The sequence below is a fragment of the Acinetobacter sp. YH16052 genome (assembly GCF_013417155.1).
Lineage (GTDB): Bacteria > Pseudomonadota > Gammaproteobacteria > Pseudomonadales > Moraxellaceae > Acinetobacter.
Window position 1 is genome coordinate 89008 of record NZ_VPEO01000003.1, and the last position, 25471, is coordinate 114478.

Annotated in this window: 24 protein-coding genes and 1 pseudogene; 13 read left to right on the forward strand and 12 right to left on the reverse strand. The window is 44.0% G+C overall.

The genetic code is table 11. The annotated features are described in order from the left end of the window. The first annotated feature begins 3 nt into the window (after nt 1-3). The 9 genes from cyoB (at nt 4) to alr (ending at nt 8132) form a co-directional block, all read left to right on the forward strand. On the forward strand, nt 4-1992 hold the full coding sequence (gene cyoB / locus FTV42_RS03170) for a cytochrome o ubiquinol oxidase subunit I (protein WP_180037369.1): 1989 nt from the start codon (nt 4-6) through the stop codon (nt 1990-1992). A gap of 4 nt (nt 1993-1996) precedes the next feature. After that, the gene (gene cyoC, locus FTV42_RS03175) at nt 1997-2617 is read left to right on the forward strand and encodes a cytochrome o ubiquinol oxidase subunit III (RefSeq protein WP_004278786.1); all 621 of its coding nucleotides are present in this window, start codon (nt 1997-1999) and stop codon (nt 2615-2617) included. Further along, entirely contained in the window at nt 2617-2943 is a 327-nt protein-coding gene (locus FTV42_RS03180; RefSeq protein WP_004645410.1) for a cytochrome o ubiquinol oxidase subunit IV, read from the forward strand. Before cyoC ends, FTV42_RS03180 begins: the two co-directional genes overlap by 1 nt. A 10-nt stretch (nt 2944-2953) precedes the next feature. Continuing rightward, the gene (cyoE, locus tag FTV42_RS03185) at nt 2954-3832 is read left to right on the forward strand and encodes a heme o synthase (protein WP_180037370.1); all 879 of its coding nucleotides are present in this window, start codon (nt 2954-2956) and stop codon (nt 3830-3832) included. A 438-nt stretch (nt 3833-4270) separates the two neighbouring features. Then, complete coding sequence (gene rpsF, locus FTV42_RS03190) at nt 4271-4657, forward strand: 30S ribosomal protein S6 (RefSeq protein ID WP_004278789.1); 387 nt, start codon at nt 4271-4273, stop codon at nt 4655-4657. 12 nt (nt 4658-4669) lie between these two features. After that, nucleotides 4670-4897, forward strand: a complete 228-nt coding sequence (rpsR, locus tag FTV42_RS03195; protein ID WP_004278792.1) for a 30S ribosomal protein S18 — start codon at nt 4670-4672, stop codon at nt 4895-4897. Nucleotides 4898-4906: 9 nt separating this feature from the next. Beyond that, a complete protein-coding gene (gene rplI / locus FTV42_RS03200; RefSeq protein WP_004278793.1) occupies nt 4907-5353 on the forward strand; it encodes a 50S ribosomal protein L9 in 447 nt (148 codons plus the stop codon). A 216-nt stretch (nt 5354-5569) separates the two neighbouring features. After that, nucleotides 5570-7012, forward strand: a complete 1443-nt coding sequence (gene dnaB, locus FTV42_RS03205; RefSeq protein ID WP_180037371.1) for a replicative DNA helicase — start codon at nt 5570-5572, stop codon at nt 7010-7012. Between the two features lie 49 nt (nt 7013-7061). Beyond that, nucleotides 7062-8132 (forward strand): alanine racemase, encoded by a 1071-nt coding sequence (gene alr / locus FTV42_RS03210; protein ID WP_180037372.1) that lies wholly within the window; start codon nt 7062-7064, stop codon nt 8130-8132. A gap of 47 nt (nt 8133-8179) precedes the next feature. Here alr and FTV42_RS03215 read toward each other — a convergent pair whose 3' ends face one another. The 5 genes and pseudogenes from FTV42_RS03215 to FTV42_RS03235 form a co-directional block, all read right to left on the reverse strand. After that, nucleotides 8180-8611, reverse strand: coding sequence for a BLUF domain-containing protein (locus tag FTV42_RS03215; protein WP_180037373.1), 432 nt, complete (start codon nt 8609-8611; stop codon nt 8180-8182). 81 nt (nt 8612-8692) lie between these two features. Further along, nucleotides 8693-9427, reverse strand: a complete 735-nt coding sequence (locus tag FTV42_RS03220) for a proteasome-type protease (protein WP_004278798.1) — start codon at nt 9425-9427, stop codon at nt 8693-8695. A 13-nt stretch (nt 9428-9440) separates the two neighbouring features. Beyond that, nucleotides 9441-10220, reverse strand: coding sequence for a transglutaminase family protein (locus tag FTV42_RS03225; RefSeq protein WP_005252164.1), 780 nt, complete (start codon nt 10218-10220; stop codon nt 9441-9443). Beyond that, nucleotides 10217-10819 (reverse strand): alpha-E domain-containing protein, encoded by a 603-nt coding sequence (locus tag FTV42_RS03230; protein WP_180037374.1) that lies wholly within the window; start codon nt 10817-10819, stop codon nt 10217-10219. The genes FTV42_RS03225 and FTV42_RS03230 overlap by 4 nt, the downstream gene beginning before the upstream one ends. Nucleotides 10820-10841: 22 nt before the next feature. Beyond that, nucleotides 10842-12287: pseudogene (locus FTV42_RS03235) on the reverse strand (circularly permuted type 2 ATP-grasp protein); the annotation flags it as partial. A 354-nt stretch (nt 12288-12641) separates the two neighbouring features. On the opposite strand from FTV42_RS03235, the gene FTV42_RS03240 reads away from it, so the two are divergent. Then, a complete protein-coding gene (locus FTV42_RS03240) occupies nt 12642-13649 on the forward strand; it encodes a YafY family protein (protein ID WP_180037376.1) in 1008 nt (335 codons plus the stop codon). A 501-nt stretch (nt 13650-14150) separates the two neighbouring features. After that, a complete protein-coding gene (locus tag FTV42_RS03245) occupies nt 14151-15821 on the forward strand; it encodes an FMN-binding glutamate synthase family protein (RefSeq protein WP_005252169.1) in 1671 nt (556 codons plus the stop codon). A gap of 68 nt (nt 15822-15889) precedes the next feature. Here FTV42_RS03245 and FTV42_RS03250 read toward each other — a convergent pair whose 3' ends face one another. From FTV42_RS03250 to FTV42_RS03265, 4 genes are read right to left on the reverse strand one after another with little or no spacing between them, the layout of a single operon-like run. Continuing rightward, nucleotides 15890-16933, reverse strand: a complete 1044-nt coding sequence (locus tag FTV42_RS03250) for an alpha/beta hydrolase (RefSeq protein WP_180037377.1) — start codon at nt 16931-16933, stop codon at nt 15890-15892. After that, nucleotides 16933-18072 carry a YdcF family protein gene (locus tag FTV42_RS03255; protein WP_180037378.1) on the reverse strand — a complete coding sequence of 380 codons (1140 nt, stop codon included), beginning with the start codon at nt 18070-18072 and terminating at the stop codon, nt 16933-16935. Before FTV42_RS03255 ends, FTV42_RS03250 begins: the two co-directional genes overlap by 1 nt. Nucleotide 18073: 1 nt before the next feature. Then, complete coding sequence (murB, locus tag FTV42_RS03260) at nt 18074-19114, reverse strand: UDP-N-acetylmuramate dehydrogenase (RefSeq protein WP_180037379.1); 1041 nt, start codon at nt 19112-19114, stop codon at nt 18074-18076. A 3-nt stretch (nt 19115-19117) separates the two neighbouring features. Continuing rightward, a complete protein-coding gene (locus FTV42_RS03265) occupies nt 19118-19624 on the reverse strand; it encodes a low molecular weight protein-tyrosine-phosphatase (RefSeq protein ID WP_180037380.1) in 507 nt (168 codons plus the stop codon). A 120-nt stretch (nt 19625-19744) separates the two neighbouring features. Here FTV42_RS03265 and FTV42_RS03270 point away from each other — a divergent pair, with 120 nt between their 5' ends. Then, nucleotides 19745-20905: an iron-containing alcohol dehydrogenase gene (locus FTV42_RS03270; protein ID WP_004278811.1), complete on the forward strand. Its 1161-nt coding sequence runs from the start codon at nt 19745-19747 to the stop codon at nt 20903-20905. Between the two features lie 44 nt (nt 20906-20949). After that, nucleotides 20950-21384: a thioesterase family protein gene (locus tag FTV42_RS03275; protein ID WP_004645428.1), complete on the forward strand. Its 435-nt coding sequence runs from the start codon at nt 20950-20952 to the stop codon at nt 21382-21384. 8 nt (nt 21385-21392) lie between these two features. Here FTV42_RS03275 and dnaX read toward each other — a convergent pair whose 3' ends face one another. The 3 genes from dnaX to FTV42_RS03290 form a co-directional block, all read right to left on the reverse strand. After that, nucleotides 21393-23525, reverse strand: a complete 2133-nt coding sequence (gene dnaX / locus FTV42_RS03280) for a DNA polymerase III subunit gamma/tau (RefSeq protein WP_180037381.1) — start codon at nt 23523-23525, stop codon at nt 21393-21395. Between the two features lie 133 nt (nt 23526-23658). Further along, nucleotides 23659-24102 (reverse strand): copper resistance protein NlpE N-terminal domain-containing protein, encoded by a 444-nt coding sequence (locus FTV42_RS03285; protein ID WP_180037384.1) that lies wholly within the window; start codon nt 24100-24102, stop codon nt 23659-23661. A 78-nt stretch (nt 24103-24180) separates the two neighbouring features. Then, the gene (locus FTV42_RS03290; protein WP_180037385.1) at nt 24181-25446 is read right to left on the reverse strand and encodes a serine hydrolase; all 1266 of its coding nucleotides are present in this window, start codon (nt 25444-25446) and stop codon (nt 24181-24183) included. Nucleotides 25447-25471 lie beyond the last annotated feature (25 nt).

The following is a 25471-nucleotide window of genomic DNA, read 5'->3' on the forward strand; positions in this document are numbered from 1 at the left end:
GACATGAGCCTCTTAGGTAAGTTAGGTCCAGATGCAATTCCTTACGATCCAATCGTATTGGCAACTGTTGCAATGATGATCCTGGGTGGTATCGCAGTTTTTGCTGGTATTACCTACTTCAAAAAATGGGGCTACCTGTGGAACGAATGGTTCACATCTGTAGACCATAAAAAAATTGGTATCATGTATATCTTCGTATCTGTGATCATGCTTTTGCGTGGTTTCGCCGATGCGATCATGATGCGTCTTCAGCAGTTCCTCGCAAAAGGTGGCGGCGAAGGTTATTTACACCCTGAGCATTACGACCAGATCTTTACCGCGCATGGCGTGATCATGATCTTCTTCGTGGCAATGGGTCTTGTAGTTGGTTTAATGAACATCTCTGTACCGCTTCAAATCGGTGCACGTGACGTTGCATTCCCATTGTTGAACTCTTTAAGCTTCTGGTTATTCGCCGGCGCTGCGGGTCTGATGATGGTTTCACTTGCGTTAGGTGAATTCGCTGCAACAGGTTGGATGGCATACCCTCCACTGTCTGGTATCGAATATTCTCCAGGCGTAGGTATGGACTACTACATCTGGGCACTGCAAATTTCAGGTCTAGGTACGCTATTAACGGGTGTTAACTTCTTCGTTACCATCATCAAAATGCGTGCGCCTGGCATGAAACTTATGGAAATGCCAATCTTTACCTGGACATCTTTATGTACAGCAGTATTGATTATTGCGGCTTTCCCAGTGTTGACTGCAACAATTGCAATGTTAACGCTTGACCGTTACTTCGGTTTCCACTTCTTTACTAACGACTTGGGTGGTAGCCCGATGTTGTACGTGAACTTGATTTGGACTTGGGGTCACCCGGAAGTATATATCTTGGTATTACCAGCATTTGGTATTTACTCAGAAGTTGTTGCGACTTTCTCGCGCAAAGCATTGTTCGGTTACAAATCAATGGTGTATGCAACAGTAGCAATCACAGTATTGTCATTCGTTGTATGGGTTCACCACTTCTTTACCATGGGTGCAGGTGCCAACGTTAACGCGTTCTTCGGTATCATGACCATGATTATTGCGATTCCGACTGGTGTAAAAATCTTCTCTTGGTTATTCACCATGTACAAGGGTCGTATTGTTTACACTACTCCAATGCTATGGACACTAGGCTTCCTGGTAACTTTCGGTATCGGTGGTTTAACAGGTGTATTGATGGCGGTTCCACCAGCGGACTTCCTGGTACATAACTCTTTATTCCTGATTGCTCACTTCCATAACGTAATTATTGGTGGTGTAGTATTTGCGATGTTCGCAGGTATCATCTTCTACTGGCCGAAAATGTTCGGTTGGAGACTGAATGAGACTTGGGGTAAAGCAGCGTTCTGGTTCTGGTTCTTCGGTTTCTACTTTGCGTTCATGCCACTTTATATCCTTGGTTTCATGGGTATGACACGTCGTTTGAATACATTTGACAACCCAGAATGGGACCCGTATGTAAATATCGCGATGTTCGGTGCAGTTCTGATTGCGCTTGGTATCGTATGTTTCATTCTGCAAATCGTGGTTGGTTTCTTACAACGTGACCAACGTCTGGATTTGACTGGCGATCCATGGGATGGTCGTACCCTTGAATGGGCGACATCTTCTCCTGCTCCGTTCTATAACTTTGCTCATCTTCCAAAGATCAATGGTATTGATACTTTCTGGATCGAGAAAGAAAATGGTGTTGCGTATGCAAAACCAACGAAGTACGAAGATGTTCATATGCCAACTAACCGTGCTGCCGGTTTCGTTATCGCGATGTTCATCACTGTTATGGGCTTCGGTTTAATCTGGCACATCTGGTGGTTAGTAGTTGTTACGTTCATTGCTTCTATCATTAGCTTCATCGTGTCTTCTTTCACCAAGAAAGTGGATTACTATGTTCCAGCTGCTGAAGTTGAGCGTATTGAAAACGAACGCTATGCGATTCTTGAAAAACACTTGAAGAAGGACTAAGACAATGGCTGAAGTACTTCATCACGATAACCACGGACACGATGAGCATCATCATCACGATGATACTGACATCACCGTCTTTGGTTTCTGGACTTACTTGATGAGTGACCTTGTCCTGTTCGGTACACTCTTCATTGCGTTCGCTGTTTTGAGTAGCCACATTCCTGTGGGTACTCCAAGTGCGAGAGACCTGTTTGGCGACTCTCTAGGTTTCGTTCTTACTGAAACCTTCGCCCTCTTGATCTCTTCTGTAACCTTTGGTTTTGCAGTTCTTGCTGCATACAAAAAAGACGTTGCAAAAGTACTGACTTGGTTAGCGATTACTTGGGTATTCGGTGCTATCTTCATCGGCATGGAACTATATGAATTCAATCATCTAGTTCATGCGGGTCACGGTCCAAGCACAAGTGCGTTCTTATCTGCGTTCTTTACTTTGGTAGGTACGCACGGTATTCACGTAACTTCTGGTCTGGTCTGGATGATCGTGCTTATGGTTCAAATCAAGAAATATGGTTTGACTCTTGCAAACACGCGTCGTCTAGCTTGCCTAAGCTTGTTCTGGCACTTCCTTGACATCGTTTGGATCTGTGTATTCAGCGTAGTTTACTTGATGGGAGTTCTGTAATGAGTCACGATCATAACGCTGCTGGCGAATCACACGGTAACGTTAAGCAATATACCGTCGGCTTCATCCTTTCTGTCATCCTTACCGTAATTCCATTCGGTATGGTGATGGCAGGCGGTTTTGGCCGTGGTATTTTGATTACTGTCATCGCGATTACTGCGGTTGCTCAGATTCTTGTGCAGTTAATTTACTTCCTGCATATGAACTCTTCTTCAGAGCAACGCTGGAACGTGATTGCATTTGTGTATACCATCTTAACCATTGCTATTCTTTTAGTGGGTTCTGTATGGATCATGAATTACCTACACTACAACATGATGATCTAAACTGGTCGTCATGCTGAAAAAGTATTTATTCCTGACTAAGCCAGGAATTCTCTTCGGTAACTTTGTTACCACTTTGGGTGGCTACTTCGTAGCCACTCAAGGTTCTGTAGATTTCCTTCTCCTGCTTATTACCCTTCTCGGTACTACGCTTGTCGTAGCATCAGGATGTGTGGCCAATAACGTGATTGACCAGGACATCGACCAAAAAATGCAGCGCACCCAAAACCGTGCTCTGGTCACCAAAACCATTTCCGAACCTGTTGCCCTGGCCTTTGCCCTGGTATTAGGCATCGCTGGTTTTAGTCTTTTATGGTTCTGGGTAAATGCGTACGCTTTCTTATTCGCGGTGATTGGTTTTGTCGTATATGTTGGTTTCTACAGCCTATGGACAAAACGAACCACAATTCATCAAACTGTTGTAGGCAGTATTTCTGGTGCAGCTCCGCCTGTCATTGGTTATACCGCAGTGGCCAATCAATTTGACCTCGGTGCGTTACTGATCTTTTTAGGTTATGCGCTATGGCAAATGCCTCACTCATGGGCGATTGCGATTTACCGCTTTGATGATTACAAAAATGCAGGCATTCCGATCTTGCCTGTGGCACGTTCGATTCATCGTACCAAGATTGAATCACTGGTTTATGTGGTGTTATTCATGCTGACCATGAATGCGTTATTTGTCTTTGGTTATGCCAACTGGTTCTATGCAGTGATTTTAAACTTACTGTGCATTTACTGGTTGTATATCGGTGTCATTGGATTTAAAGCTGAAAATGATCAACTTTGGGCAAAGAAATATTTCTTGTTCTCGGTGATCCTGATTACTGTCATTAGTATTATCTTTAGCTTTACCTCAACTGCGCCATCTACACAGATTGTATTTTTTTAAAAAGATAGAGTTAGTCTCTATCTTTTTTTATTTTGATTTCTCTTAATCCCCTACTTCCAATAGTTGTAGAGCAGAATCAAAAATTCGGCTTTATAAAGCTAAACCTCGATCTTCCTGATCGCTTAGAAAATTCAATCTTTCTGGTTCCAGACTCCGATCCTTCAGTTTTCTAGATTTTCTGGCCTGATAAGTAAAGCTTGATCTTCGCAACAATACATGTGCTAAATTTAACCAGTCCAAATTTGCTTAAAGCCAAAGTCAGGTTCTGATGATCGATCTGGTTATAGAGATAATTTCGCAAAAATGTCTTATTTGGTTGAAATTATCCCTAAAGATCACTACAATTCCCCCTTCGCAAACACTGCGACACAACTTTGGTTGTGACTCCTTGCTTCAATTTACTTAAATTGGGGCTGTCCAAACCGTAAGGAGCTGACAATGCGTCATTACGAAATCGTACTTTTAGTACACCCTGATCAAAGCGATCAAGTAGTTGGTATGGTAGAACGCTACCTAACTCACATCAAAGAAGCTGAAGGTCAAATCCACCGTCTTGAAGACTGGGGCCGTCGTCAATTGGCTTACCCAATCAACAAGATCCACAAAGCTCACTACATTCTTATGAATGTTGAGTGTGGTCAAACTACTCTTGATGAGCTTGAAGAATTGTTCCGTTATAACGACGCAATCATTCGTAGCCTTATCATCCGTCGTGAAAACGCTATCACTGAAGAGTCACTATTGGCGAAAAGTGCTGAAGAAAAACGTGCGCGTAAAGCTCAACGTGAAGAAGCACAACACGCTCAAGACTCTGCTGAAGCTTAAGGAGAACATAACATGGCACGTTTTTACCGTCGTCGCAAGTTCTGCCGCTTTACAGCTGAGAACGTTACGTACATCGACTACAAAGATATCGACACTTTAAAACAGTACATCACTGAAAACGGCAAAATTGTTCCTAGCCGTATTACAGGTACTAAAGCTCGTTACCAACGTCAATTAGCGTTAGCTATCAAACAAGCTCGCTACTTGTCTTTGATCCCTTACACTGACAATCATAAGTGAGGTTGAGCTGTGGATATTATCTTATTACAACGCATTAAAAACCTAGGTAAACTAGGCGATAAAGTTTCAGTTAAAGCTGGTTACGGCCGTAACTTCCTTATCCCTCAAGGTAAGGCTGTTGCTGCAACTGAAGCAAACACTGCTGCTTTTGAAGCTCGTCGTGCTGAACTTGAGAAAGAAGAAGCTGCTATCTTGGCTGCTGCTCAAGCACGTGCTGACCAATTGAACGAAGTGAACATCGTTATCACTGCGAAAGCTGGTGATGAAGGTAAACTATTCGGTTCTATCGGTACTCGTGACATCGCTGACGCGTTGACAAATGCTGGTCTAGAAGTAGACCGTGCTGAAGTACGTCTTCCAAATGGCGCGCTTCGTCACACTGGCGAATTTAACATCGCAATCCAATTGCACCATGATGTTACTGCAGAAGTTCTAGTTACTATCGTAGCTGAGTAATTTCTCGCCTCAAAAAGAGCATGCGAAAGCATGCTCTTTTTTTATCTCTAAAAAATATAATCTAGCCAACACTGTCAAATTCATTTTATTATTCGTGTTTACAAAAAATTGCACTTCGCATTTTTGATCAGAGCGCGTATCATTTCATCTCGTAGTGAATAAACGCTATTCATCTCCGACGATATTTAACCATTGTATTTAAAATCAGGGATTTATATGTCACAGGCGAATGCCAGCAAAAAGGTAGCTACTGCTAAACCGGAAATTGTTACTGAAAATAGCAATCTCAAGGAGTTCCGTACTCCACCTCACAATTTAGCAATTGAACAGGCTGTACTTGCTGCCCTTATGACTGTGGCTGAATCTTTTGAGCAGGTCGGTGATGTACTGACCGAAAATGATTTTTATGCCACCCGACATAAATATATCTTCCGTGCCATTGAGCAACTCTCTAAAGAAAACTCGCCTTATGATGCGGTTCTGGTGCATGACTGGCTCATTAAACAAAACTTGCTCGACGCAATTGGTGGCGAAGAGTATTTGATGCAGCTGATGGCAGACTCACCCTCAAGTTTCTATAACCTGGAAACTTATGCTGGGAAAATTAAAGAGTTTGCTACCCTGCGCAGCATGATTAAAGTCAGCTCTGAAATTTTACAAAATGCCTATGACACCAAAGGCCGTACCGTCAGTGAAATTCTGGATCTGGCTGAGACCAATATTTTCTCAATTGCTGAACAGCATAATAACAATGCCAAAGCGCAAGGCCCTAAGCCGATCAACTCGGTGGTCGCAGACGTATTTGATAAATTAAATGAACTGTCGCAAATGGAAGGCAGCATTACCGGTTTAACTACTGGTTTTGTGGAACTGGATAACAAAACTTCCGGCATGCAATCTGGTGATTTAATTATTGTCGCGGCGCGTCCTTCCATGGGTAAAACCACCTTTGCCATGAATCTGGTCGAAAGTGTTTTATTCAATAATAACCTGCCTGCTCTGGTCTATTCGATGGAGATGCCAGCCGACTCGATCGCCATGCGTTTGATTTCATCATTTGGTCGCGTGCATCAAGGACATTTACGTTCTGGTAAAATGGACAGTGATGAATGGTCAAAAGTCACCAGTACCATTGTGCATTTACAAGAGAAAAGTCTATATATCGATGATTCTTCTGCGCTACCACCAACAGAATTACGCGCCCGAGCGCGTCGTATTGCCAAAATGCATGGCGGCAAGCTCGGCTGTATCATGGTCGATTACTTGCAGCTGATGAAAGTACCCGGTATGGGCGATAACCGTGTCGGCGAGATCTCGGAAATCTCCCGAAGCTTAAAAGCTTTAGCGAAGGAAATGCAATGTCCGGTAATTGCCCTGTCACAGCTCAACCGATCGCTGGAAAACCGTCCAAACAAACGCCCGGTGATGTCCGACTTGCGTGAATCTGGTGCGATCGAGCAGGATGCCGACTTGATCATGTTTATTTACCGTGATGAGGTTTATAACAAGGAATCCAAGGAAGCTGGCACCGCCGAAATTATTATCGGTAAACAACGTAATGGCCCGATTGGTACCGTGCGTCTGGCATTCGAAGGTCAATATACCCGCTTTAGTAATCTCTCACCTGAGTTCTATGCTCAGTATGATGACGAAGAGTAATCAAGCTCTCGTCATCACATTTCCATCGTCCCTCTAGGAGTAATTTAGGGTGCGCCAAGCTACAGTTTATATTGACAGCGCTGCGCTGCAATATAATTTAAACCGTGTCAAACAACTTGCCCCAACCGCGAAAATTGTCAGCATGGTAAAAGCCAATGCTTATGGACACGGAGTTAAAGACTGCTTAGCAGCCTTAAGCGAAACCGATGCCTTTGGGGTCGCCTGCCTGCAAGAAGCCCTGGAAATTCGTGAATTAGGCTATCTACAGCCGATTACGCTTATCGAAGGTGTTTTTTCTGCAGATGAAATGCCAATCGTAATCGAACAGAATATTGAAGTTATTGTGCATCAACAGGCTCAAGTCGACTGGTTAATTGCACATAAAGATGCCTATATCGCCAAAGAACTTAAAGTCTGGGTCAAACTGAACAGCGGCATGAACCGCCTGGGCTTTAAGATTGAAGCGATCAAAGACGTAATTTATACGCTAAAAGCCGCAGGCTTTACTTGCGTGCTTGCCATGCATTTTGCCAATGCCGATGCTGAGCATCCACTGAATGATGAACAAATCCGTCAATTCTTGGAAATTAAAAATGACTGCGCGCCAATTTTAGCTTCTTGCTGTAACTCGGCTGCAATCTATAAATATCCAGAATTGCATTTTGACTATGTCCGTCCCGGGATCATGCTCTACGGCGCGACGCCTTTTGCAGACCGTGATGTACATGACCTGGACTTAAAGCCGGTCATGACCTTTACCGCCGAGATTATTGCCTTGAATGAGATTCAAGCGGGTGAGCATGTCGGTTATGGTTCGACGTTCACCACAGATCGAGACATGACTTTGGCCATTGTTTCGATTGGCTACGGTGACGGTTATCCTCGTGCTTTCCCGAAACAGAACTATGTCGCTATTAATGGCCAGCAAACTCGCGTGATTGGCCGGGTTGCCATGGATATGATTGCTATTGATGTGACAGGACTAGAGGTGCAATTGGGCACAGAAGTCGAACTTTGGGGTAAAACCCGTCTGGTGGATGATGTAGCGACAGCCAATGGCACGATTGGTTATGAACTATTATGCCGACTGAGCAGTCGTCCATTACGCCAAGTAGTCTGATCTAGTCTTCATAGTAAAAAAAGCCCAACTTATGTTGGGCTTTTTCTTTAGGCTGACTTTTGTTCTTCGCCCTGCTCTATGCATAATTGCATTAATAAGGCATCGACATGGCTTTGCTGAAAGGCAAAAGGATTAAAGTCATCAAATCCCATTTCCCGACAGAATTGCTGGATCTGACTGCGTTTGGAAATATATTTCATGGACCAGTCCGGGAAACTTGGATATTCAATTTCCTTGGTCTCAAATAATTTAATATTCTGATGGCGAGGATCTTTATTCAGTCGCTCTACCAGCAGACTTTTTAAAGTGGGACATTCACCTTCCAGACATTGAAAAAAATGACCATCTGCGAAATAAAGTACACCTGTCACTTGATGCTGGTAATTAAAATCACGGGCTTCTTTCAAAATATTCGCTAAATCTTCAAGCAAATCAGTTTTGGGAGAAGTACTTTTACTGGCGTAACAAAATTGGTACATGCGCTAACTTCTTTATTTTTATTATGCTGGACTGCATAGAAGTTAACACTGTACGCGAAAAGCCTGAACCACGATAGGTTTTTATAAGAAATACTCATTAGAGGGAACAGGAAGTTCTGCCAGTCCTTTTTTTAAGGTCTCTGACCATTGCCGGCTGATTGACGTGAAATACTCATCATCTTCGGCAATACGCTTGCCTCTTGGCATGATCAGACTGTCTTTTTTATAGACCAGCACATCGAGGGGCATGCCGACCGATACATTGGAACGTAGGGTCGATGCAAATGAAATCAGGGAACAGCGCAAAGCTTCATCCAGCGGCATATCATAAGTCAGCGCACGATCCAAGATTGGCTTGCCATATTTACTTTCGCCAATCTGGAAATACGGCGTATCGCGTGTGGCACAGATAAAGTTCCCTTGCGGATAAACATGATAAAGCTGCATATCCTGATCTTTAAGTTGCCCCCCGACCAGCAGATTGCAATAATAATTACTTTGTTCCGAAATATCGCTCGTAACATTGGCAATCACTTTTTTCAGCATACTACCCACCAGCTCAGCGACATCAAACATGGTGTGCAGACTCAAGATATTGGGTTCCTGCTTCAGTTCGAGCTGATTTTTGATATGCCCAATCACGGCTTGTGTGGTTGCCAGATTTCCGGATGCCTGTATGACGATCATACGTTCACCAGGAATACCAAAGGTATACAACTTTCGAAATACAGAAATGTGATCTACTCCGGCATTGGTCCGGGTATCACTGATAAAAAGCATACCTTGCTCTAAACGTAGTGCACAACAATACGTCATTCATTCGTCCTTATTAACATCCTAGCACTTGAACGATGGAATGCATGGATTCCACACCGCCCTTTTCTCTGACACCGCGTACCGGCGCCACATCCCAATAATCCCGTCCAATCGCCACATAAACATGCGAACTTGGAGTAAACAACAGATTACTGACATCAAAACAATACCATGTCTGGTCTACAAACACCTCTACCCAAGCGTGACTGGCCAGATGCGAAGCATTTTGTGCATATAAATAACCAGAAACATAGCGTGCAGGCAAACCTAGATATTTGCACATGGCAATAAAAATATGACTATGGTCCTGACAGACGCCCTGTCTGGACTCAAAGGCATCTATTGCAGAGCCTTGCACTGAAGTACTGTTTGAAATATAAGGCACATGCTCCAGCAAGGCCTGTGCCAGTCCAATCAAATGCTGACGGGTTAATGCAGGAACATGACGTTGTGCAAAGTCTTTCATTGCTGCATTACATTGGGTTGATTCGGTCGGCTGTAGAAAAAGATTGGGATTGATTGAATCATTCAGTCCACTCTGATGCGCAGGATTTAGCTCGACTATTCCTTGCGCCATGATAGTCAGGGAATAATAAGGTTCCCGCTGGCTACAGGTCATCCACAGATTATGAAATGCATCTTTCCGGATTTCTTTATTACCCGGTACACTGATATCCCAAGAATGAACCCGCTGATGCGCATTGCTCGAAGGCATCATTTTAATGTACTGAATACTGTTCCTCACCTCGGCCGTGTACATATAGTGCGTTTGGTGATTCACCATCAATTTCATACATCTGCCTCAAACAGTTGATGAATATGGTCGCTAAACTGATAGAACTGGATCCGGTTCGGCTCTGTACGCAACTGCTCCCAGTACTGTTCCAGATCATTCCAGCCCATTTCCACCAGGATTCTGACCACATAATCAATCTTGCACAATGTGGTACTGGTTTCTTCACCTAGGCGTAACTGGTGATCCAACTGTTCTACACATTGCCCTAAACTGAAAAACAGAAAAATATCGGAAGATTCGGCTTCTAGAATATCTTCACATTCCGTCACCACTTCACAGATATAACCAGCATTTTTTTCTGCAGTTTTGATCAGTTTCATCAGTTCTGCATAGCCTGATGCAGACAGCACCCCACGCAATTCCTGGATATTGTCTTTGGCCACTTTAAACTGTTGGCTAAAAGATGCTACTTGCGTAGGATCTAGTACCAGCTCATTTAGGGAGCTCGCATCAAAGGCAGGTAAACAGAAAGCATGGGCATATGCCACTGCCGCTTCATCTTCTAAAAATGGAAAGCGCGCGCATAAAAAATGAGTGCGAGATAAATAACGCCCTAACCAAAAAATATGTTGCGCATTGCTATTCAGCAAAACCATGACATTTTCCTTCTTTGGAATCTTATGAATGTAAATTGTCGACTACCCAGGTATCTTTGATACCGCCACCTTGCGATGAATTCACCACCAGTGAGCCGGGCTGCATTGCCACACGTGTCAAGCCACCCTGTACGATTTCAGTACGATAAGGCGAACTTAATACAAATGGGCGTAAGTCGATATGACGTTCAGCAATACCAAAATTGGTCAAAGTCGGACTAACCGATAAGTCCAAAGTTGGCTGCGCAATATATAAATGCGGCGCAGCTAAAATTTTCTCCCTGAAAGTTTCAATTTGCTGTTTAGACGCTTGTGGTCCAATGAGCATGCCATAACCGCCCGAACCCTGCGCTTCTTTCACCACCAGTTGATCCAGATGAGCCACGACATAGTCTAATTCTTCAGAATTACGACATTGATAAGTCGGAACATTTTTTAGAATTGGTTGCTCGCCTAAATAAAAACGAATCATTTTATCGACATATGGATAAACCGATTTGTCATCTGCCACACCGGTTCCCGGTGCATTGGCAATCACAACATTATTTTGCAAATAAGCTGACATCAAGCCAGCCACACCCAAAGTGCTATCCGGTCTAAAGCATAAGGGATCAAGAAACGCATCATCGACCCGTCTATAAATAACATCGACTCGTTGGCGACCACGTATGGTTTTTACATAAACCTTCGAGTCATCAACAAAAAGGTCACGTGATGTTACCAATGGCACATCCATTTCCCTTGCAAGGAAGGCATGTTCATAGTAAGCGCTATTAAAACGTCCTGGGGTCAGCACCACGACAAATGGCTTGTCGACGTAGGCATTTTCGATCAGGATTTCTTTCAATAATTGTGGATATTGCTCAATTCCGGCAATCTTGGACTGCTCGAATACTTTCGGCATCAGTTTTTCACTGATCTTGCGGCATTCCAGCATATAAGAAACACCAGATGGCGTTCTGAGATTATCTTCTAAGACATAAAACTCGCCCTTGGAATCACGGATCACATCGATCCCGCTAATCTGGCTATAAATCCCGCCTTTCAAGCTATGTTGATACATATGCGGCTGATAGGCCTCATGAGTTAAAATCTGCAACTCAGGAATAATATTGGCTTTTAAAATGTCCTGTTGATGATAAATATCATGTAAGAATAAATTTAGCGCCCGTATCCGTTGTGCCGAGCCTAAAGCCACCATATTCCACTGCTTCCGGTCTATGACTCGCGGAATGATATCGTAGGGAATGGTGCGTTCTACGCCTTCTTCATCGCCATAAACGGTAAAGGTAATACCGTGATGTAAAAAATGTTCTTTTGCTACCTGATTCAGTGCATTGAGTTCATCCAGCGTATGTTGTGATAACCATTCTTCCAGTCTTTGACCAGCCTGACTGGACAACACATGTTCATCCTGCATTTCATTAAAGAACTTTGAAGATAACTGCTGCAGTAAAAGTTGTGGATTTGTTGTAGTAGATACCGCTGTAGTTTTAGTGTCTATAAAATTTTTTCCAATATTTTGGGAAGTAAATTTATCAATTGTTTCAATCACATTTGTATCCTGATTTCCTTTAAGCATACAAACCCTCGTATTATCATCTATTATAATCAAATCAAAGCAATATCCATGCCATGACATCTGCATTTCAATTACCATTAATCTAATAAATGCCCAATGAACTCAATTCCATTTTCGACCAAGTTGTTTTAGAATTGTAGGACAAATGTTGCACAGAGGGACTTGCGAAAAAATGAGAGTTTTTTTATTGTGTTAAGCTAAGCCTAGATTCCCTCTTCTTTATTGCCAGCAAAATAAATTATGTCAGCACAAGAAAAAGAAACTTCAAACAGTCTGTATCGCCAATGGCAAATTTTGTCGCGTCTTTCTACCGGCAAATGGATGGGAACACGTGAATTACAGGAAATCCTCAATCGCGAAGGCATCGATATCAGTCTGCGTACCATTCAGCGTGACCTGAATCAGATTGCGCAACGCTTTCCCATTGAAAGCAGTAAAACCACACCTCAAGGCTGGCGTTGGCGTTCAGATGCGCCGCTGCAAAGTTTGCCGCATATGACCAGCTCGCAAGCGGTCACTTTCATGATGGTCGAAGAACATTTAAAACATCTGCTGCCACCGAGCCTGATCGAGGAAATGAATCCGTGGTTTGATCTGGCACGACGCAGTCTTTCTTCCCAGAACAATGTCCGGCAATGGATTAACCGCGTACGCATTGTTCCGGCCACCCAACCCCTGATTCCCCCTGTGGTAGATAAGGCCGCGCAGCAAGCAGTGTACGAAGGTCTGTTACAGGACAAACAACTGGAATGTGTGTATCAGGGCCGCGGTCATAATAGCGAAGAAAAGACCTATATTCTCAATCCTCTGGCATTGGTACAAAAAGGGTCAATCATCTATCTGGTGTGTACCCGTCATGACAAATCGGATATCCAGACCTTTGCCCTGCACCGCTTTAAATCGGCCGTGGTGCTGAATTCACGCGCCTTGCATCCAGTCAATTTCGATATTGATGAGTATATTGATTCTGGTGCGCTGGGCTTCCGGGTGGACTTTAACCATCCTACCGAAAATGTCACGCTTAAACTCAGCATGTCGGAATCGGATGCACATTATTTTGAGGAAAGCCAGCTCAGCAAAGACCAGAAAATTGAAAAAATGGAAGATGGCATGTCGCTGATCACTGCTACCGTGCCATTTACCTCCCAACTGGTCTGGTGGTTACGCAGCTTTGGTAAAAAGATTAAATATATTGAACCGAGTATTGTAGCCAATGCAGTCGATCAGCCGGATGAAGAAAAGCCTTAATCACACAGGCTTCATCCAGATTCTTTTAGGTATTCCAGAATAAAAAAATCCCCAAAGTGGGGACTGGAGAATTTTGCTTATATTTTTGTTCTTGTTGTAGTGAGCTGTCGCTGTGCCAAGCTACTTTTCTTTAACACCCCAAAATGTAGCTTGGATGAAACATCAATATTTAAAAATGACTGAGACATAAGCAAGCCAGCTCAGCATTATTAAAGCGAATAGATTTTTTGGTCATGGTTTAAGACTCCTGTGTAGTGACTAAACCGACTATAAAGTCATCCGCCTTACTTGTGAAATAAATAGAATGCATGTCTTTTGCAGATTTTTTCTATAGGACTTTTTCCGCAAAATTTATCTGTAATCGCTGCTGATTTATTGCCTGGCTTAATAGTATTTCTGGCAAGTTTATAAAATCGAATAACAATTCTCTGCTTGTATAAGATACCTCGCTTTGCACATCATAAAGCCTTATAGAAGTAGAAATAGGGACTTAATTTTACAATGGCTAACCCTGCTCAATTAGTACGTCACAAGCTGCTCAATACTTTCTTTTCCCGCCATTCGGTCTGGTTTGCCTGCATTCTGATTGCAGTAATTTTTACTACATTTCATATCGGTTATTCTCCGCGTTATATCTATTATTTTATGCCGCAAACGTTGGTGAATACCCTGTGGATCCTGAGCATTCTGCTGAGTTTGCTGGGTTTGTATGATGTACTGCAAAACAAGCATTCCATTCTGAAAAATTATCCCATCATGGGACATTTCCGCTTTATCTTTGAGGAATTTCGTCCCGAGATTCGTCAGTATTTTATTGAAGCCGACCGCGATGCGCTGCCCTTTTCCCGTATGCAGCGCAGTCTGGTGTATCAGCGGGCGAAAAATGAAAATTCTGATAAACCTTTCGGCTCGATTCTGAATGTCTATGAAGATAATTACCGCTTTGTTAGTCATTCCATCACGCCCTGCAAAGTTGCCGATCCACAGACTTTTCGTATCCTGATTGGAAATGAGCAATGTACCCAGCCCTTTTCAGCTTCTATTTTAAATATTTCAGCCATGAGCTTTGGCAGCATGAGTGCCAATGCGATACGAGCCCTTAATCTCGGCGCTAAAAAAGGTGATTTTTTCCATGATACAGGCGAAGGCAGTATCAGTCCCTACCATCTGGAATATGACGGTGATCTGGTCTGGGAAATTGGCAGTGGTTATTTTGGCTGCCGTACTTTAGATGGACAATTCGATCCGGAACGTTTTGCTGCACAAGCCAAATTACCCCAGGTAAAAATGATTGAAATCAAGCTTTCGCAAGGCGCAAAACCTGGCCACGGCGGTATTTTACCTAAAAGTAAAATTTCGGAAGAAATTGCCCAAATTCGAGGCATCAGCCGTGATCATGATTGTGTTTCACCTTCTAGTCATCCGGCATTTAACACACCGATTGAAATGATGCATTTCATACAAAAATTACGTGAACTTTCCAGCGGAAAACCGGTCGGATTTAAGCTGTGCTTGGGTCAACCGTGGCAGTTTATGAGCATGGTCAAAGCCATGTTACATACTCAGATTTATCCGGATTTTATTGTGGTTGATGGTTCTGAAGGTGGAACCGGTGCTGCACCCATTGAATTAATTGACTATGTCGGTGCGCCTTTAAGAGAAGGTTTACTGTTTGTACACAACACCCTTGTTGGTGCAGGTTTGAGAGATAAGATCAAAATTGGTGCAAGTGGTAAAATAATTAGTGCATTCGATATTGCCAGCACGCTTGCCATTGGTGCGGATTGGGTGAACTCTGCCCGTGGTTTTATGTTTGCAGTGGGCTGTATTCAGGCACAAAGTTGTCATACCAATCAATGCCCTGTCGGAGTCACCACCCAAGACAAAGATCGCCAGAAAGCCTTACATGTGCCGACCAAGGCCGAACGGGTGTTTCATTTTCATAAAAACACCTTACATGCCCTGTCTGAACTAATAGCTTCCGCAGGTCTCAAACACCCTTCCGCTATTAAGGCGCATCATCTGGCACAACGCGTGAATAATCACGAAATAAAGAACTTTGCGCAGATTCATTTTTGGCTCAAAGAAGGTGAATTATTGTCCTGTGAAAATAAGGATGAGGAGAACTTCTACTTCCGGATGTGGAATTTGGCCCAATTAGAAAAATTTTAAATCAATAGCATTAGAACTAAAAAAGGCGTTTTCATAAACGCCTTTTTAAATATTAAATTTTCAATCTATTAATAATAAGTTTTGCTGCCGTGTGCATGCAGAAAGGCAGGAATCAAACCCGTCAATGCAGCACGAATATCAGCACGCTCATTGATTAACTGATGCGAACCCTCTTCTAGCATAAGCAAAGTCTGGAGTCTGAATTTACGTCGGATAAATTCGATATTATAACGCCAGTCCACAGTCTGATCCTGTGCACCCTGTGCTAGCCAGACTGGAATACGACAAGCCGGACGCGCTTCCATTTCCAGCATCCAGCGTGACATCGCTAAAATCCAGTCCATGCCCATCATTCGCGGTTGTAATGGATCTTTAAGCCGGATAAAACGCAGAAACTCCGGATTATGATTATTGCGTCTGAAATGCCGGGGAACTTCACGTTTGATTCGGCTAATAATGCCCAATCCGACCGAATTATGCCACCAGGCAGTTTTGGCGGGACGAATCAATGGTGATAACAATAAGACTCGTTCAACAAAAGGATTTTCACGACGCTGTGCAAACTCCAGTAAATGGTGCATCCAGATCGCACCGCCGGTACTCTGCCCGATACCAACCCAAGGTTTCGGTAATTGTGAGGCATGTTGCACATAACGATGTACGGCATGCAAAACCTGCTGATAATGATCAAAATTCTGAATGCTGGCAGGTGAACCATCACTCAGACCATGTCCAGGCAGATCATAGGTCAACACACTAAAACCCTGTTCTAAAAGCTCTTTGACAATGGGCTGATAAATACCGCTATGTTCCAGATAACCATGCAGCAAAAAAGCGGTTCCCTGAATATTGTCAAAGCGGGTATTTTCCAGATTCGGTTCAAACACCTGTACATGCAACTTGAATAATGGCATCTGTACATAGCCCTGCCAGTGTTTGCAGTCCAGTAAATCAAAACCATAAAGCTTTCGATAGGACTGCAGATCAATCGGCGGTTCATCACTACGATTCAGGTTTAAAGGTGGCAAGAGTTGAGGCGTAACATCTCGACTCGGAATGGGTAAATCCAGCTGTTTCAGAATGGTGGGATTTAAAAATGGGATATCAGACATTATGGCACCTCCCGACAGTCACTGGATCCAAACCACATATCGCGCATGGTCGCCAACATTTCATAATTGGCACGACGACTGTGATCATAATTTTGTGCACTTGGACGCCATCGTGTCAATGGCGTTGGCATCGGCGCTTCTACCGGAATGGTTTGTATGCCATTTAACGCAAATAAACGGCGGGTACGCGGCATATGATAACGATCCGTAATCAGAATCACTGTAGGCGCTCCACCTTTCTTTTGTAATAATAATGAACTGAAACGGGTATTTTCACAGGTGTTCATGCTGCGATCTTCCATTAATTTGGCATCGACACCATGATTTTTTAACCAGCGCTGCATATACGGTGCTTCGACCCCACTCAGAACAATCGGTAACTGGTAATGTTTCTCTACTGCCAGCGTGGTTTCCAGACGTAGTCGCGTATAGTTATTGACGATGATCTCTTTGCCTTGGTCATCTAGGGTTAAGCCACCACCCAATACCACAATGGCATAAGGCTGAGAGCTATTCGCCGGTTTAGCCTGCTGTTGCTCTTGTAGTAAAGCCAAGTCCTGCTGGATTTCCTCTCCATCGGTTTCCTGTACCGAACTGGCTTCACCCTGCTCAAGTGGATGCGTCGTCAGAAACTCCATATATTGCTCAATACGTTCCTTGTTTTTACTACTGTTCCACTCCAACAATTCCCGGACATTTGCTGTCGGATCGGCTGGTTCTGCATCTTCCTGTGAGGACAATAAGGGCACCTGAGCAGGTGGACTTTGCTCTGCTTTTTGATCTTGCTGTTCGCGTTGATATTCTTCAATTACTTGCTGCAGCGCTTTATAACGTGCCTGAATCAGCATCAGGTTGGCCGAGTTATTTTGCTGGATATCCTGTTCCATGACCTTTAAATATGCCTGACGGGCTATCCACAAATCAGAGCCAGGTTCTAGATTTTCATGCTCGCTTAATGCTGCCATTTTCTGGCTTTGGGCCGCGACTTCATTTAGCTCTAAGGAGACAAACTGGTTTAAGCCCTTGACGATCATTTTTGAGTAAAAAGGCGTATAAACCAACACCAGTAGACACCCGCATAGTACAAATAGTCCAGTGACAATTTGTAGCAAACGTACCATCCAATGGGTGTTTTTCATGTTATTCCTCTTCCTGATGAGAACGAATCAAGCCATTTTTATCGAACAATACAGGTTCAGGTTCCAGCATCAGACTAAATTTTTCCCAAACTGATTGCTGTACCCCACGATACGTTTTACGAACATCGGTGAGAGAGGCTTGACCATAATTCACCAAGACCAATGCCTGTTTCTGAAACATGCCGACAGGCCCCAACTGTTTACCCTTCCAGCCCGCCTGATCAATCAGCCAGCCCGCTGCTAGTTTAACTTGAGCATTGGCTTGTTGGTAATGGGGTAAATTCGGGAAAGATACAGCAATTTGGTCAAAGACCGCCTGATCAACCACTGGATTTTTAAAGAAGCTACCCACGTTGGGAAATTCTTGCGGATCAGGTAATTTGCTCTGACGAATCTGAATGACCTGTTGCTGCAAGTTTTCTGCTGTGAGCTGATCACCGACCGCAGTCTTCAGGTCACCGTAATTCAGTTTCAAATCTGGCTGTTTAAGTAATCTAAAAGTCACATGGGTAATCACATAACGGTTAGGATCATCTTTAAAAATACTATGCCGGTAGGCAAATTGACAGTCTGCTGCCTGAATCGAGGCAAATTGTTTCAGCTGACGGTCATAGACCTCGACGGAATCGATAAACTCGCCGACTTCAACGCCATAAGCGCCAATATTCTGTACTGGCGAAGCACCGACACGTCCAGGAATCAGGGCCAAATTTTGTAAACCATACAGACCTTGTGCTGTAGTCCAGAGCACGAAGTCATGCCAGCCTTGTCCGCCGCCTACACGTAAACGTTGCGACTGATCATCAGCATCCAGCATTTCAATGCCTTGAATATCCATATGCAGAACTAGCGCATCAATCTGCTCCGGCAACAACATATTACTGCCGCCTGACAGGATCAGCAAATTGAGTTGCTGCTGTTCCGCAAAATCCAGTGCAGTTAGCAGATCAGCGGTGGATTGAATCTGAGCATAGTGCGAAGCAACTGCTTCTAAATTTAAGGTATTAAAAGGTTTAAGTTGAACCTGGGTTTGAATCTGCATCGCTTAAACCTTGTGTAAATTCTGTTTAAAAATCTCAATCCAGGCCTGGCTGCTGGACTCACACTGATCAAGCACCCGTTCAAAGCCATCCACTTCGCCATAATAAGGATCCGGTAAGGCCTGTTTCGGATAGGTCTGATCATGTTCACTCATCAATGCCACACGTGCACGTACATGACCAAACTGAGTTTCTGCCAGACGCTGTATGTTCTGGATATTGGATAAATTCTCCAGATCCATCGCCAGAATCAGATCATAATCAATAAAATCATGCGGAATAAGTTGACGTGCGCGAAGTGCTGAAAGGTCATAGCCACGTTTCAGCGCATGCTGCTGGCTACGCAAGTCCGGTGCCTTGCCCGGATGATAATTACTGGTTCCGGCAGAATCGACCACAATATTCAGTTGCTGTTCATCACAATAATGTCTGAGTACAACTTCTGCCGTGGGAGAGCGGCAAATATTTCCCAAACAAACACATAACACCTTGTATGGCGTTCTGGATGACATAAACAACCTCAGAGCTACTTTATTTTAAGGATTCTTATGTTAAGTTATTTATATACTGATTCCTATCTTACAACCATAGAATAATCTCGTATTTGCAATAAAAAAATCAAGGATATCGCCATGAATCGTTTTCAGTTTCAAACCGTCCCCAATATCATTGCCGGACTAGGCACGATTCAGGAATTATTTAAAATTCTAAAAAATGGCCGTTATCGCCGTCTTCTACTGGTGACTGACCCGGGTATGCTGAAGGAGCAATTACATCTGCCGATTCTGGATATTATTGAATCTGCCGGACTGGAGTATGTGATTTACTCGGATGTTCAGGCCGATCCGCCCGATACAGTGGTGCTTGAAGCGGTGGCTTTTGCAAAACAGGAAAATATTGATGTGGTGCTGGGCTTTGGTGGTGGCAGCTCGATGGATGTGGCCAAACTCATTGCAATTTTGGCGCATCCTGAACAGCATCAGACATTGTCTGATCTGTATGGCGTTGATAATGCCACCGGACCGCGTTTAGCTTTAATTCTGGTACCAACTACGGCTGGAACAGGTTCAGAAGTGACGCCGATTTCGATTGTCACCACAGGTGAAACCACTAAAACCGGTATTGTGGCACCGATCCTTTTTGCAGATATTGCCATTCTGGATGCAACATTTACCCAGAATCTTCCAGCACAGATCACTGCCGCCACCGGCATTGATGCCATGGTACATGCCATTGAAGCCTATACCTCAAAACACAAGAAAAATCCTTATTCGGATATGCTGGCCAAACAGGCTTTAAGATTACTGAATGCCAATCTGCAACGTGTACTGCAAAACGGTCATGATTTAGATGCCCGCCAAAATATGCTGGTCGGTTCCATGCTGGCCGGACAAGCCTTTGCCAATGCACCAGTCGCTGCCGTACATGCGCTGGCTTATCCACTGGGTGGACATTTTCATCTTTCGCATGGGCATAGCAATGCACTGGTTCTAACTGAAGTATTAAAGTTTAATGCGCCAGCGGCCAAACAGCTCTATGCGGAATTGATGACCTGGCTGGATCCCCGTAGTAAAGGTTGCCATGATGGCCTGACCGATCTGTTTATTGATCATTTTAATAATCATCTGATGCAAAGCGGTTTGACTCTAAAACTAAATCAGTTGAATGTTCCAGAACATATACTGCAGGTGATGGCAGAAGATGCGATGCAACAAAGCCGGCTGTTGCAGAATAATCCACGTGAACTCAAGGTGGAGGATGCTTATCAGATTTATCAGGCGATCTATTCCTAGATCAATTTCCACCTAAGCCTTATCTAGCTGAGGACTGAATAGTGATGAAAGCCACCATCAAACAGCGTGAACACTATACTTTTTTCCTGCCCATTCAAACCCGTTGGGCAGACAATGATCTGTACGGCCATGTCAACAATGTGACTTATTACAGTTATTTTGATACCGCCGCCAATGCCCTGCTGATTCAGGAAGCTGCTTTTGATCCAAAATATTCACCCATGATTGGACTGGTCGTCAGCTCCAACTGTCAGTTTAATCAGGAACTGTCTTATCCGGAAATTATTGAAGTGGGCGTAGCCATTGAAAGCATGGGAAATTCATCGCTCAGCTATGATCTGGCTATTTTTAAACGCAACTCGGATACAGCCGCTGCACAAGGCAATTTTGTCCATGTATTTGTCGATCGTGAGACACGAAAAAGCACCCCGATTCCAGTTGAAATGCGGGATGCTTTATCTCGATTTGTTGTGACTTAACATCCAGCCTATTTCAGCTGAATATTTTGCAGTTCACCGTCAAACTGCTGTAGCAGATCACGTACAGCCGGTTCAGCATGTAACAATTCTTCGGCACGTTTAAAGGCACGTGCCTTACGCTGATGCTGCATGGTATATGGTGTTAACTGGTCCACATTTTCAAATTTCACCTGGAAGTTAGTTTGCGGCCATTGCTGTTGCAAAGCAGCTTCCAGATTATGTTGCAACTGGGTCAGCAACTGCTGGTACTGTTCAGGAATATGGAAAACGGATTCTCCATTCATCTGGCCAGTCATGACGCCATACTGTGCCAGTTCCTGTACCGCTGGAGAAAGTTGGCTATTACGGAACCAGTATTCCCATTTTTCTACGCTCCACTCGCCTTCTAAGGTTTGCTCAGGTATTTTTAAAATATCCTGTGGCATCAGATTCTGCGTATTTACATCTTGGGAAATATCTTCCAGCAAAGCTGTCTGTGCAACTGGCTGAACCGGAACTGTATTTTCAAGAGCAGGCTGAGCAATCGAATCCTGTGAAAGTTCCAATTCCGGTGCAGCAAGACTAAATTCCTCATCAGCAGACATACTGTCTTGTGCTGGCTCGGTAGGGATGACAGCATCTGCAAGAATAAACTCTTCAAGCAGCAAATCATCCGAGCTGTTGCTGGTAGCAGGTGCTTCTGGCGTACTCTCGATTTCATCAAAACCAAATAAGCCTTTGTCATCATTTGGATCAAGAATAATTTGATCACTAGACTGCACTTCTTCAATGGTGGTCTGAATTACTACGGGCTGGACAGATTCAGGCTCAGTGATGCTAGTTGGCTCGTCTTCATCCAAAAAATCATCCGAAGAAGGTTCAGACGCTGATGCGACATCAATCTCCTCATCTGTCTCATCGTCCAGAGAAAAATCATCAAATATCGGTTCTGCCTCCAATGATTGTGTTTCTACTGATTCAGATTGAAGTTGTGTCTGAACAGGTGGCTGTAGACGTGTTGTATGGGTTGTTGCCTGTTGCGATGCAGTCTCCTGCATTACTGGAATTTCACTTGGTTGTAATGGACGGAAAGCCAGTAAGCGTAGCACCGTCATCTCAAAGCCTTGTTCCTGCGTAACTGCAAACTGTAAATCGGCACGACCCTTACAGGCAATCTGATAATACAGTTGCAGGTCTTGTGCTGAGATGAGAGCCGATAACTGCATGATCTTTTGATTGATTTCGGCACTATATTTCAGGCTCAGATCTGGCAGGTACTGCAATAAAGCCAGTTCATGCAGTGTCGAAATTAGCTGGTCTAGCACCAGTGACACATCCAGAGCTTGCTGACGGAATTGTAGTAATAACTGACTGACCTGCGCTTTCTGGTTCTGGTGAATCGCCAGAATCAGATCATAAATAATGGTGCGGTCAATCAGTCCCAGCATGTCTTTGACATCCTGATGCTGAATCGCTCCCTGACCATAGGCAATCGCCTGATCGGTCAACGACAAGGCATCACGTAATGAACCTTGCGCAGATTCAGCAATCTGCCAGATCGAATCCTGATCAGACTGAATACTTTCTTTGCTAAGAATATGGCCCAGATGTTCGGTAATTTCATCGACTGCCAATGGGCGCAAGGTAAATTGCAGACAGCGAGAAATTACGGTAATTGGCAGTTTTTGCGGATCGGTGGTTGCAAATAGGAATTTGACATGTTCCGGCGGTTCTTCTAGCGTCTTTAATAAGGCATTGAAAGAATGCGTGGACAGCATGTGCACTTCATCGATCAGGTAGACCTTGAAGCGGCCTTGAGTCGGTGCATAAGGCACATTGTCGAGCAACTCGCGGGTATCTTCGACCTTGGTACGGGATGCCGCATCAATTTCAATCAGGTCAATAAAACGACCTTCATTGACTGCGGTACAGGTCGCACAGACTTCACAAGGCGTCGAGGTAATACCGGTTTCACAGTTCAAGCACTTCGCCAAAATACGTGCAATCGTGGTTTTTCCAACACCACGCGTTCCCGTAAACAAATAGGCATGATGCAAACGACCACGTTCGAGCGCGCTGGTTAAAGCACGTGATACATGGTTTTGCCCCACCAATTCATTGAAATTACGAGGACGGTATTTTCGCGCAAGTACTTGATACATGTATGCTCCTTTTTACAGGTCTAAGCATACTGTTTTTTTATGAAATAGTGAAATGAATGCCGGTTTATAAAGAATAAAAATCCCTTAATCAAACTCATTGAAAAAGGGATATAAAACAAATGCTTTTTTAAAATTAGACGGATTCAAACAAGATAAAGTCACTTTGCATCTGGTAGCGTTTGCCTGTTTGATCTTCACGAATTTCCAGAACATGCTTTTTCAGATCGACATAGAGCAGATTTCGGGTATCGACATTCAGCAGTTCAATCTTTTGTTGTGATTCATCCTGAAACCGAATCTGCCCACTCATCGTTTCAATTTTATTATGTCCACTTAAACTTTCACGCTGTAAAGTAAAGGTCTGATCTTCATTCAAGGTCAAGGCCACTGCCATACCCGGACAATCTTCACAACTTGAAAAGCATCCCATACATGGCGTCGTGCCCTGATAATTCCCGACCCAGGCAGGAATCTGAGCTTTGGCTTCCATCACCTTTTTTACAGCCGGCTGATTCGGCTCTTGACATCCGAACAACGCACTGCTTGCGACCAGTGGAATCACCAGCACTTTTTTCATTACTTCACACCATAGCCATGGACTGCGCGACAAAATAACATATTTGTCTGATGGGCTAAACTCCCAAATCAAGGATAACTAGCGCCAGCCTTTGCGGCCGGTCAGTACCGCATCCGCACAGCGCAATGTTTCCTGCGTCAGGCCCCAAAGACGATAATCTCCGGTTAATGAACCTGTAGGAAAGTTATGTGTATAGGCAAAACTCAAACCGCGCTCAGGATCGCACCAGGCACCAGAGCCATTAAAACCCATATGACCAAAACCTTTAGAGGCTTTTCCTAAAGTGAGAACACGGTGATAACCCAAGCGCCAGTGCATTGGTAAAGGCATGACCCGATCTCGTGTTTTGTATTGCACCTGACTAAGTTGTGGGAACACTTCCGGCGAAATGAATTGTTGTCCTTGCCATTCACCATGATTCGCCAGCATGGTATAGATTTTTGCCAGACTCTCTGCAGTAAAGACACCATTGGCGGAGGGAATAATCGCTTGTAGCCCCTGTTCACTAAAGAAACTAAATTTCTTCATGCCTTTGGGAATCATGGCATCCTGAAAATCCTGAGGATCCTGCCCGCTAAAGACCAAGGCTCGCTCCATCAGGTTCGGCTTTCTTGGTGTAGTTTTTTTCGCAGTCTGTGTTTGAGACTTGGCTGCTTTAGGCTTTAAAATGGGCAGCGCTACCCGAGCTAACTCATTCGTCGGTACGCTAAAATAAGCACCATTTAACTGTAGTGGCTGTACCAGATATTCCTGCATCAGCTCACCCAGTTTTTTACCAGTCGCTTTTTCTAATGCTCCACCCACCTGCCAGCCAAAAGTCAGCGGTTGATAGGCTGCATCTGTTGCAACTCGAAAACGTGGTTCCGCTGCTGCAATCCGGTCCAGCATATGCGACCAGTCGGCCATTTCAGTGGCATCATCAATCATATTACGGATATCAAACAGGCCACTTTGATGACTCAGCATATGCGCCAGAGTAATATTTTCTTTACCCTTTTGTGCAAATTCAGGCCAGTATTCTGCAACCGGTCGATCATAATCCAGATAACCTTGACTCACCAGAATGTGCGCCAAAGTCGCCAGCACACCTTTGCCTGTGGAATAACACAGCGACATGGTATCCGGTTGCCAGTTTTCAGTGACAGACTTTTTACCGGTATAAATATCGACGACCTTTTGTCCCTCAAAATATACCACCAGTGCGGCACCACCCTGTTCGGTACGTGCATCCTGCAAACGGCTAAACTGACGGGCAAGGTCACTGAAACGCTCATCGACATTGCCCTGATAATTATGCTGATCAGCAAACAGATAATCTTTAATTGGCTGCATCATTCTATCCATAGAATATTGATCCCTTAAAATGAAA

Excerpts from the sequence above, each read along its gene's own strand:
- FTV42_RS03275 (WP_004645428.1), top strand. The coding sequence starts at position 20,950 with ATGAAAGCCACCATCAAACAGCGTGAACACTATACTTTTTTCCTGCCC.
- FTV42_RS03240 (WP_180037376.1), top strand. The coding sequence starts at position 12,642 with ATGTCAGCACAAGAAAAAGAAACTTCAAACAGTCTGTATCGCCAATGG.
- FTV42_RS03250 (WP_180037377.1), bottom strand. The coding sequence starts at position 16,933 with ATGTCTGATATCCCATTTTTAAATCCCACCATTCTGAAACAGCTGGAT.
- FTV42_RS03230 (WP_180037374.1), bottom strand. The coding sequence starts at position 10,819 with ATGGTTTTGCTGAATAGCAATGCGCAACATATTTTTTGGTTAGGGCGT.
- dnaX (WP_180037381.1), bottom strand. The coding sequence starts at position 23,525 with ATGTATCAAGTACTTGCGCGAAAATACCGTCCTCGTAATTTCAATGAA.
- cyoE (WP_180037370.1), top strand. The coding sequence starts at position 2,954 with ATGCTGAAAAAGTATTTATTCCTGACTAAGCCAGGAATTCTCTTCGGT.
- FTV42_RS03180 (WP_004645410.1), top strand. The coding sequence starts at position 2,617 with ATGAGTCACGATCATAACGCTGCTGGCGAATCACACGGTAACGTTAAG.
- FTV42_RS03220 (WP_004278798.1), bottom strand. The coding sequence starts at position 9,427 with ATGACGTATTGTTGTGCACTACGTTTAGAGCAAGGTATGCTTTTTATC.
- cyoC (WP_004278786.1), top strand. The coding sequence starts at position 1,997 with ATGGCTGAAGTACTTCATCACGATAACCACGGACACGATGAGCATCAT.
- cyoB (WP_180037369.1), top strand. The coding sequence starts at position 4 with ATGAGCCTCTTAGGTAAGTTAGGTCCAGATGCAATTCCTTACGATCCA.
- FTV42_RS03265 (WP_180037380.1), bottom strand. The coding sequence starts at position 19,624 with ATGTCATCCAGAACGCCATACAAGGTGTTATGTGTTTGTTTGGGAAAT.
- FTV42_RS03215 (WP_180037373.1), bottom strand. The coding sequence starts at position 8,611 with ATGTACCAATTTTGTTACGCCAGTAAAAGTACTTCTCCCAAAACTGAT.
- murB (WP_180037379.1), bottom strand. The coding sequence starts at position 19,114 with ATGCAGATTCAAACCCAGGTTCAACTTAAACCTTTTAATACCTTAAAT.
- dnaB (WP_180037371.1), top strand. The coding sequence starts at position 5,570 with ATGTCACAGGCGAATGCCAGCAAAAAGGTAGCTACTGCTAAACCGGAA.
- FTV42_RS03245 (WP_005252169.1), top strand. The coding sequence starts at position 14,151 with ATGGCTAACCCTGCTCAATTAGTACGTCACAAGCTGCTCAATACTTTC.
- rpsF (WP_004278789.1), top strand. The coding sequence starts at position 4,271 with ATGCGTCATTACGAAATCGTACTTTTAGTACACCCTGATCAAAGCGAT.
- FTV42_RS03290 (WP_180037385.1), bottom strand. The coding sequence starts at position 25,446 with ATGGATAGAATGATGCAGCCAATTAAAGATTATCTGTTTGCTGATCAG.
- FTV42_RS03285 (WP_180037384.1), bottom strand. The coding sequence starts at position 24,102 with ATGAAAAAAGTGCTGGTGATTCCACTGGTCGCAAGCAGTGCGTTGTTC.
- FTV42_RS03225 (WP_005252164.1), bottom strand. The coding sequence starts at position 10,220 with ATGAAATTGATGGTGAATCACCAAACGCACTATATGTACACGGCCGAG.
- FTV42_RS03270 (WP_004278811.1), top strand. The coding sequence starts at position 19,745 with ATGAATCGTTTTCAGTTTCAAACCGTCCCCAATATCATTGCCGGACTA.
- FTV42_RS03255 (WP_180037378.1), bottom strand. The coding sequence starts at position 18,072 with ATGAAAAACACCCATTGGATGGTACGTTTGCTACAAATTGTCACTGGA.
- rpsR (WP_004278792.1), top strand. The coding sequence starts at position 4,670 with ATGGCACGTTTTTACCGTCGTCGCAAGTTCTGCCGCTTTACAGCTGAG.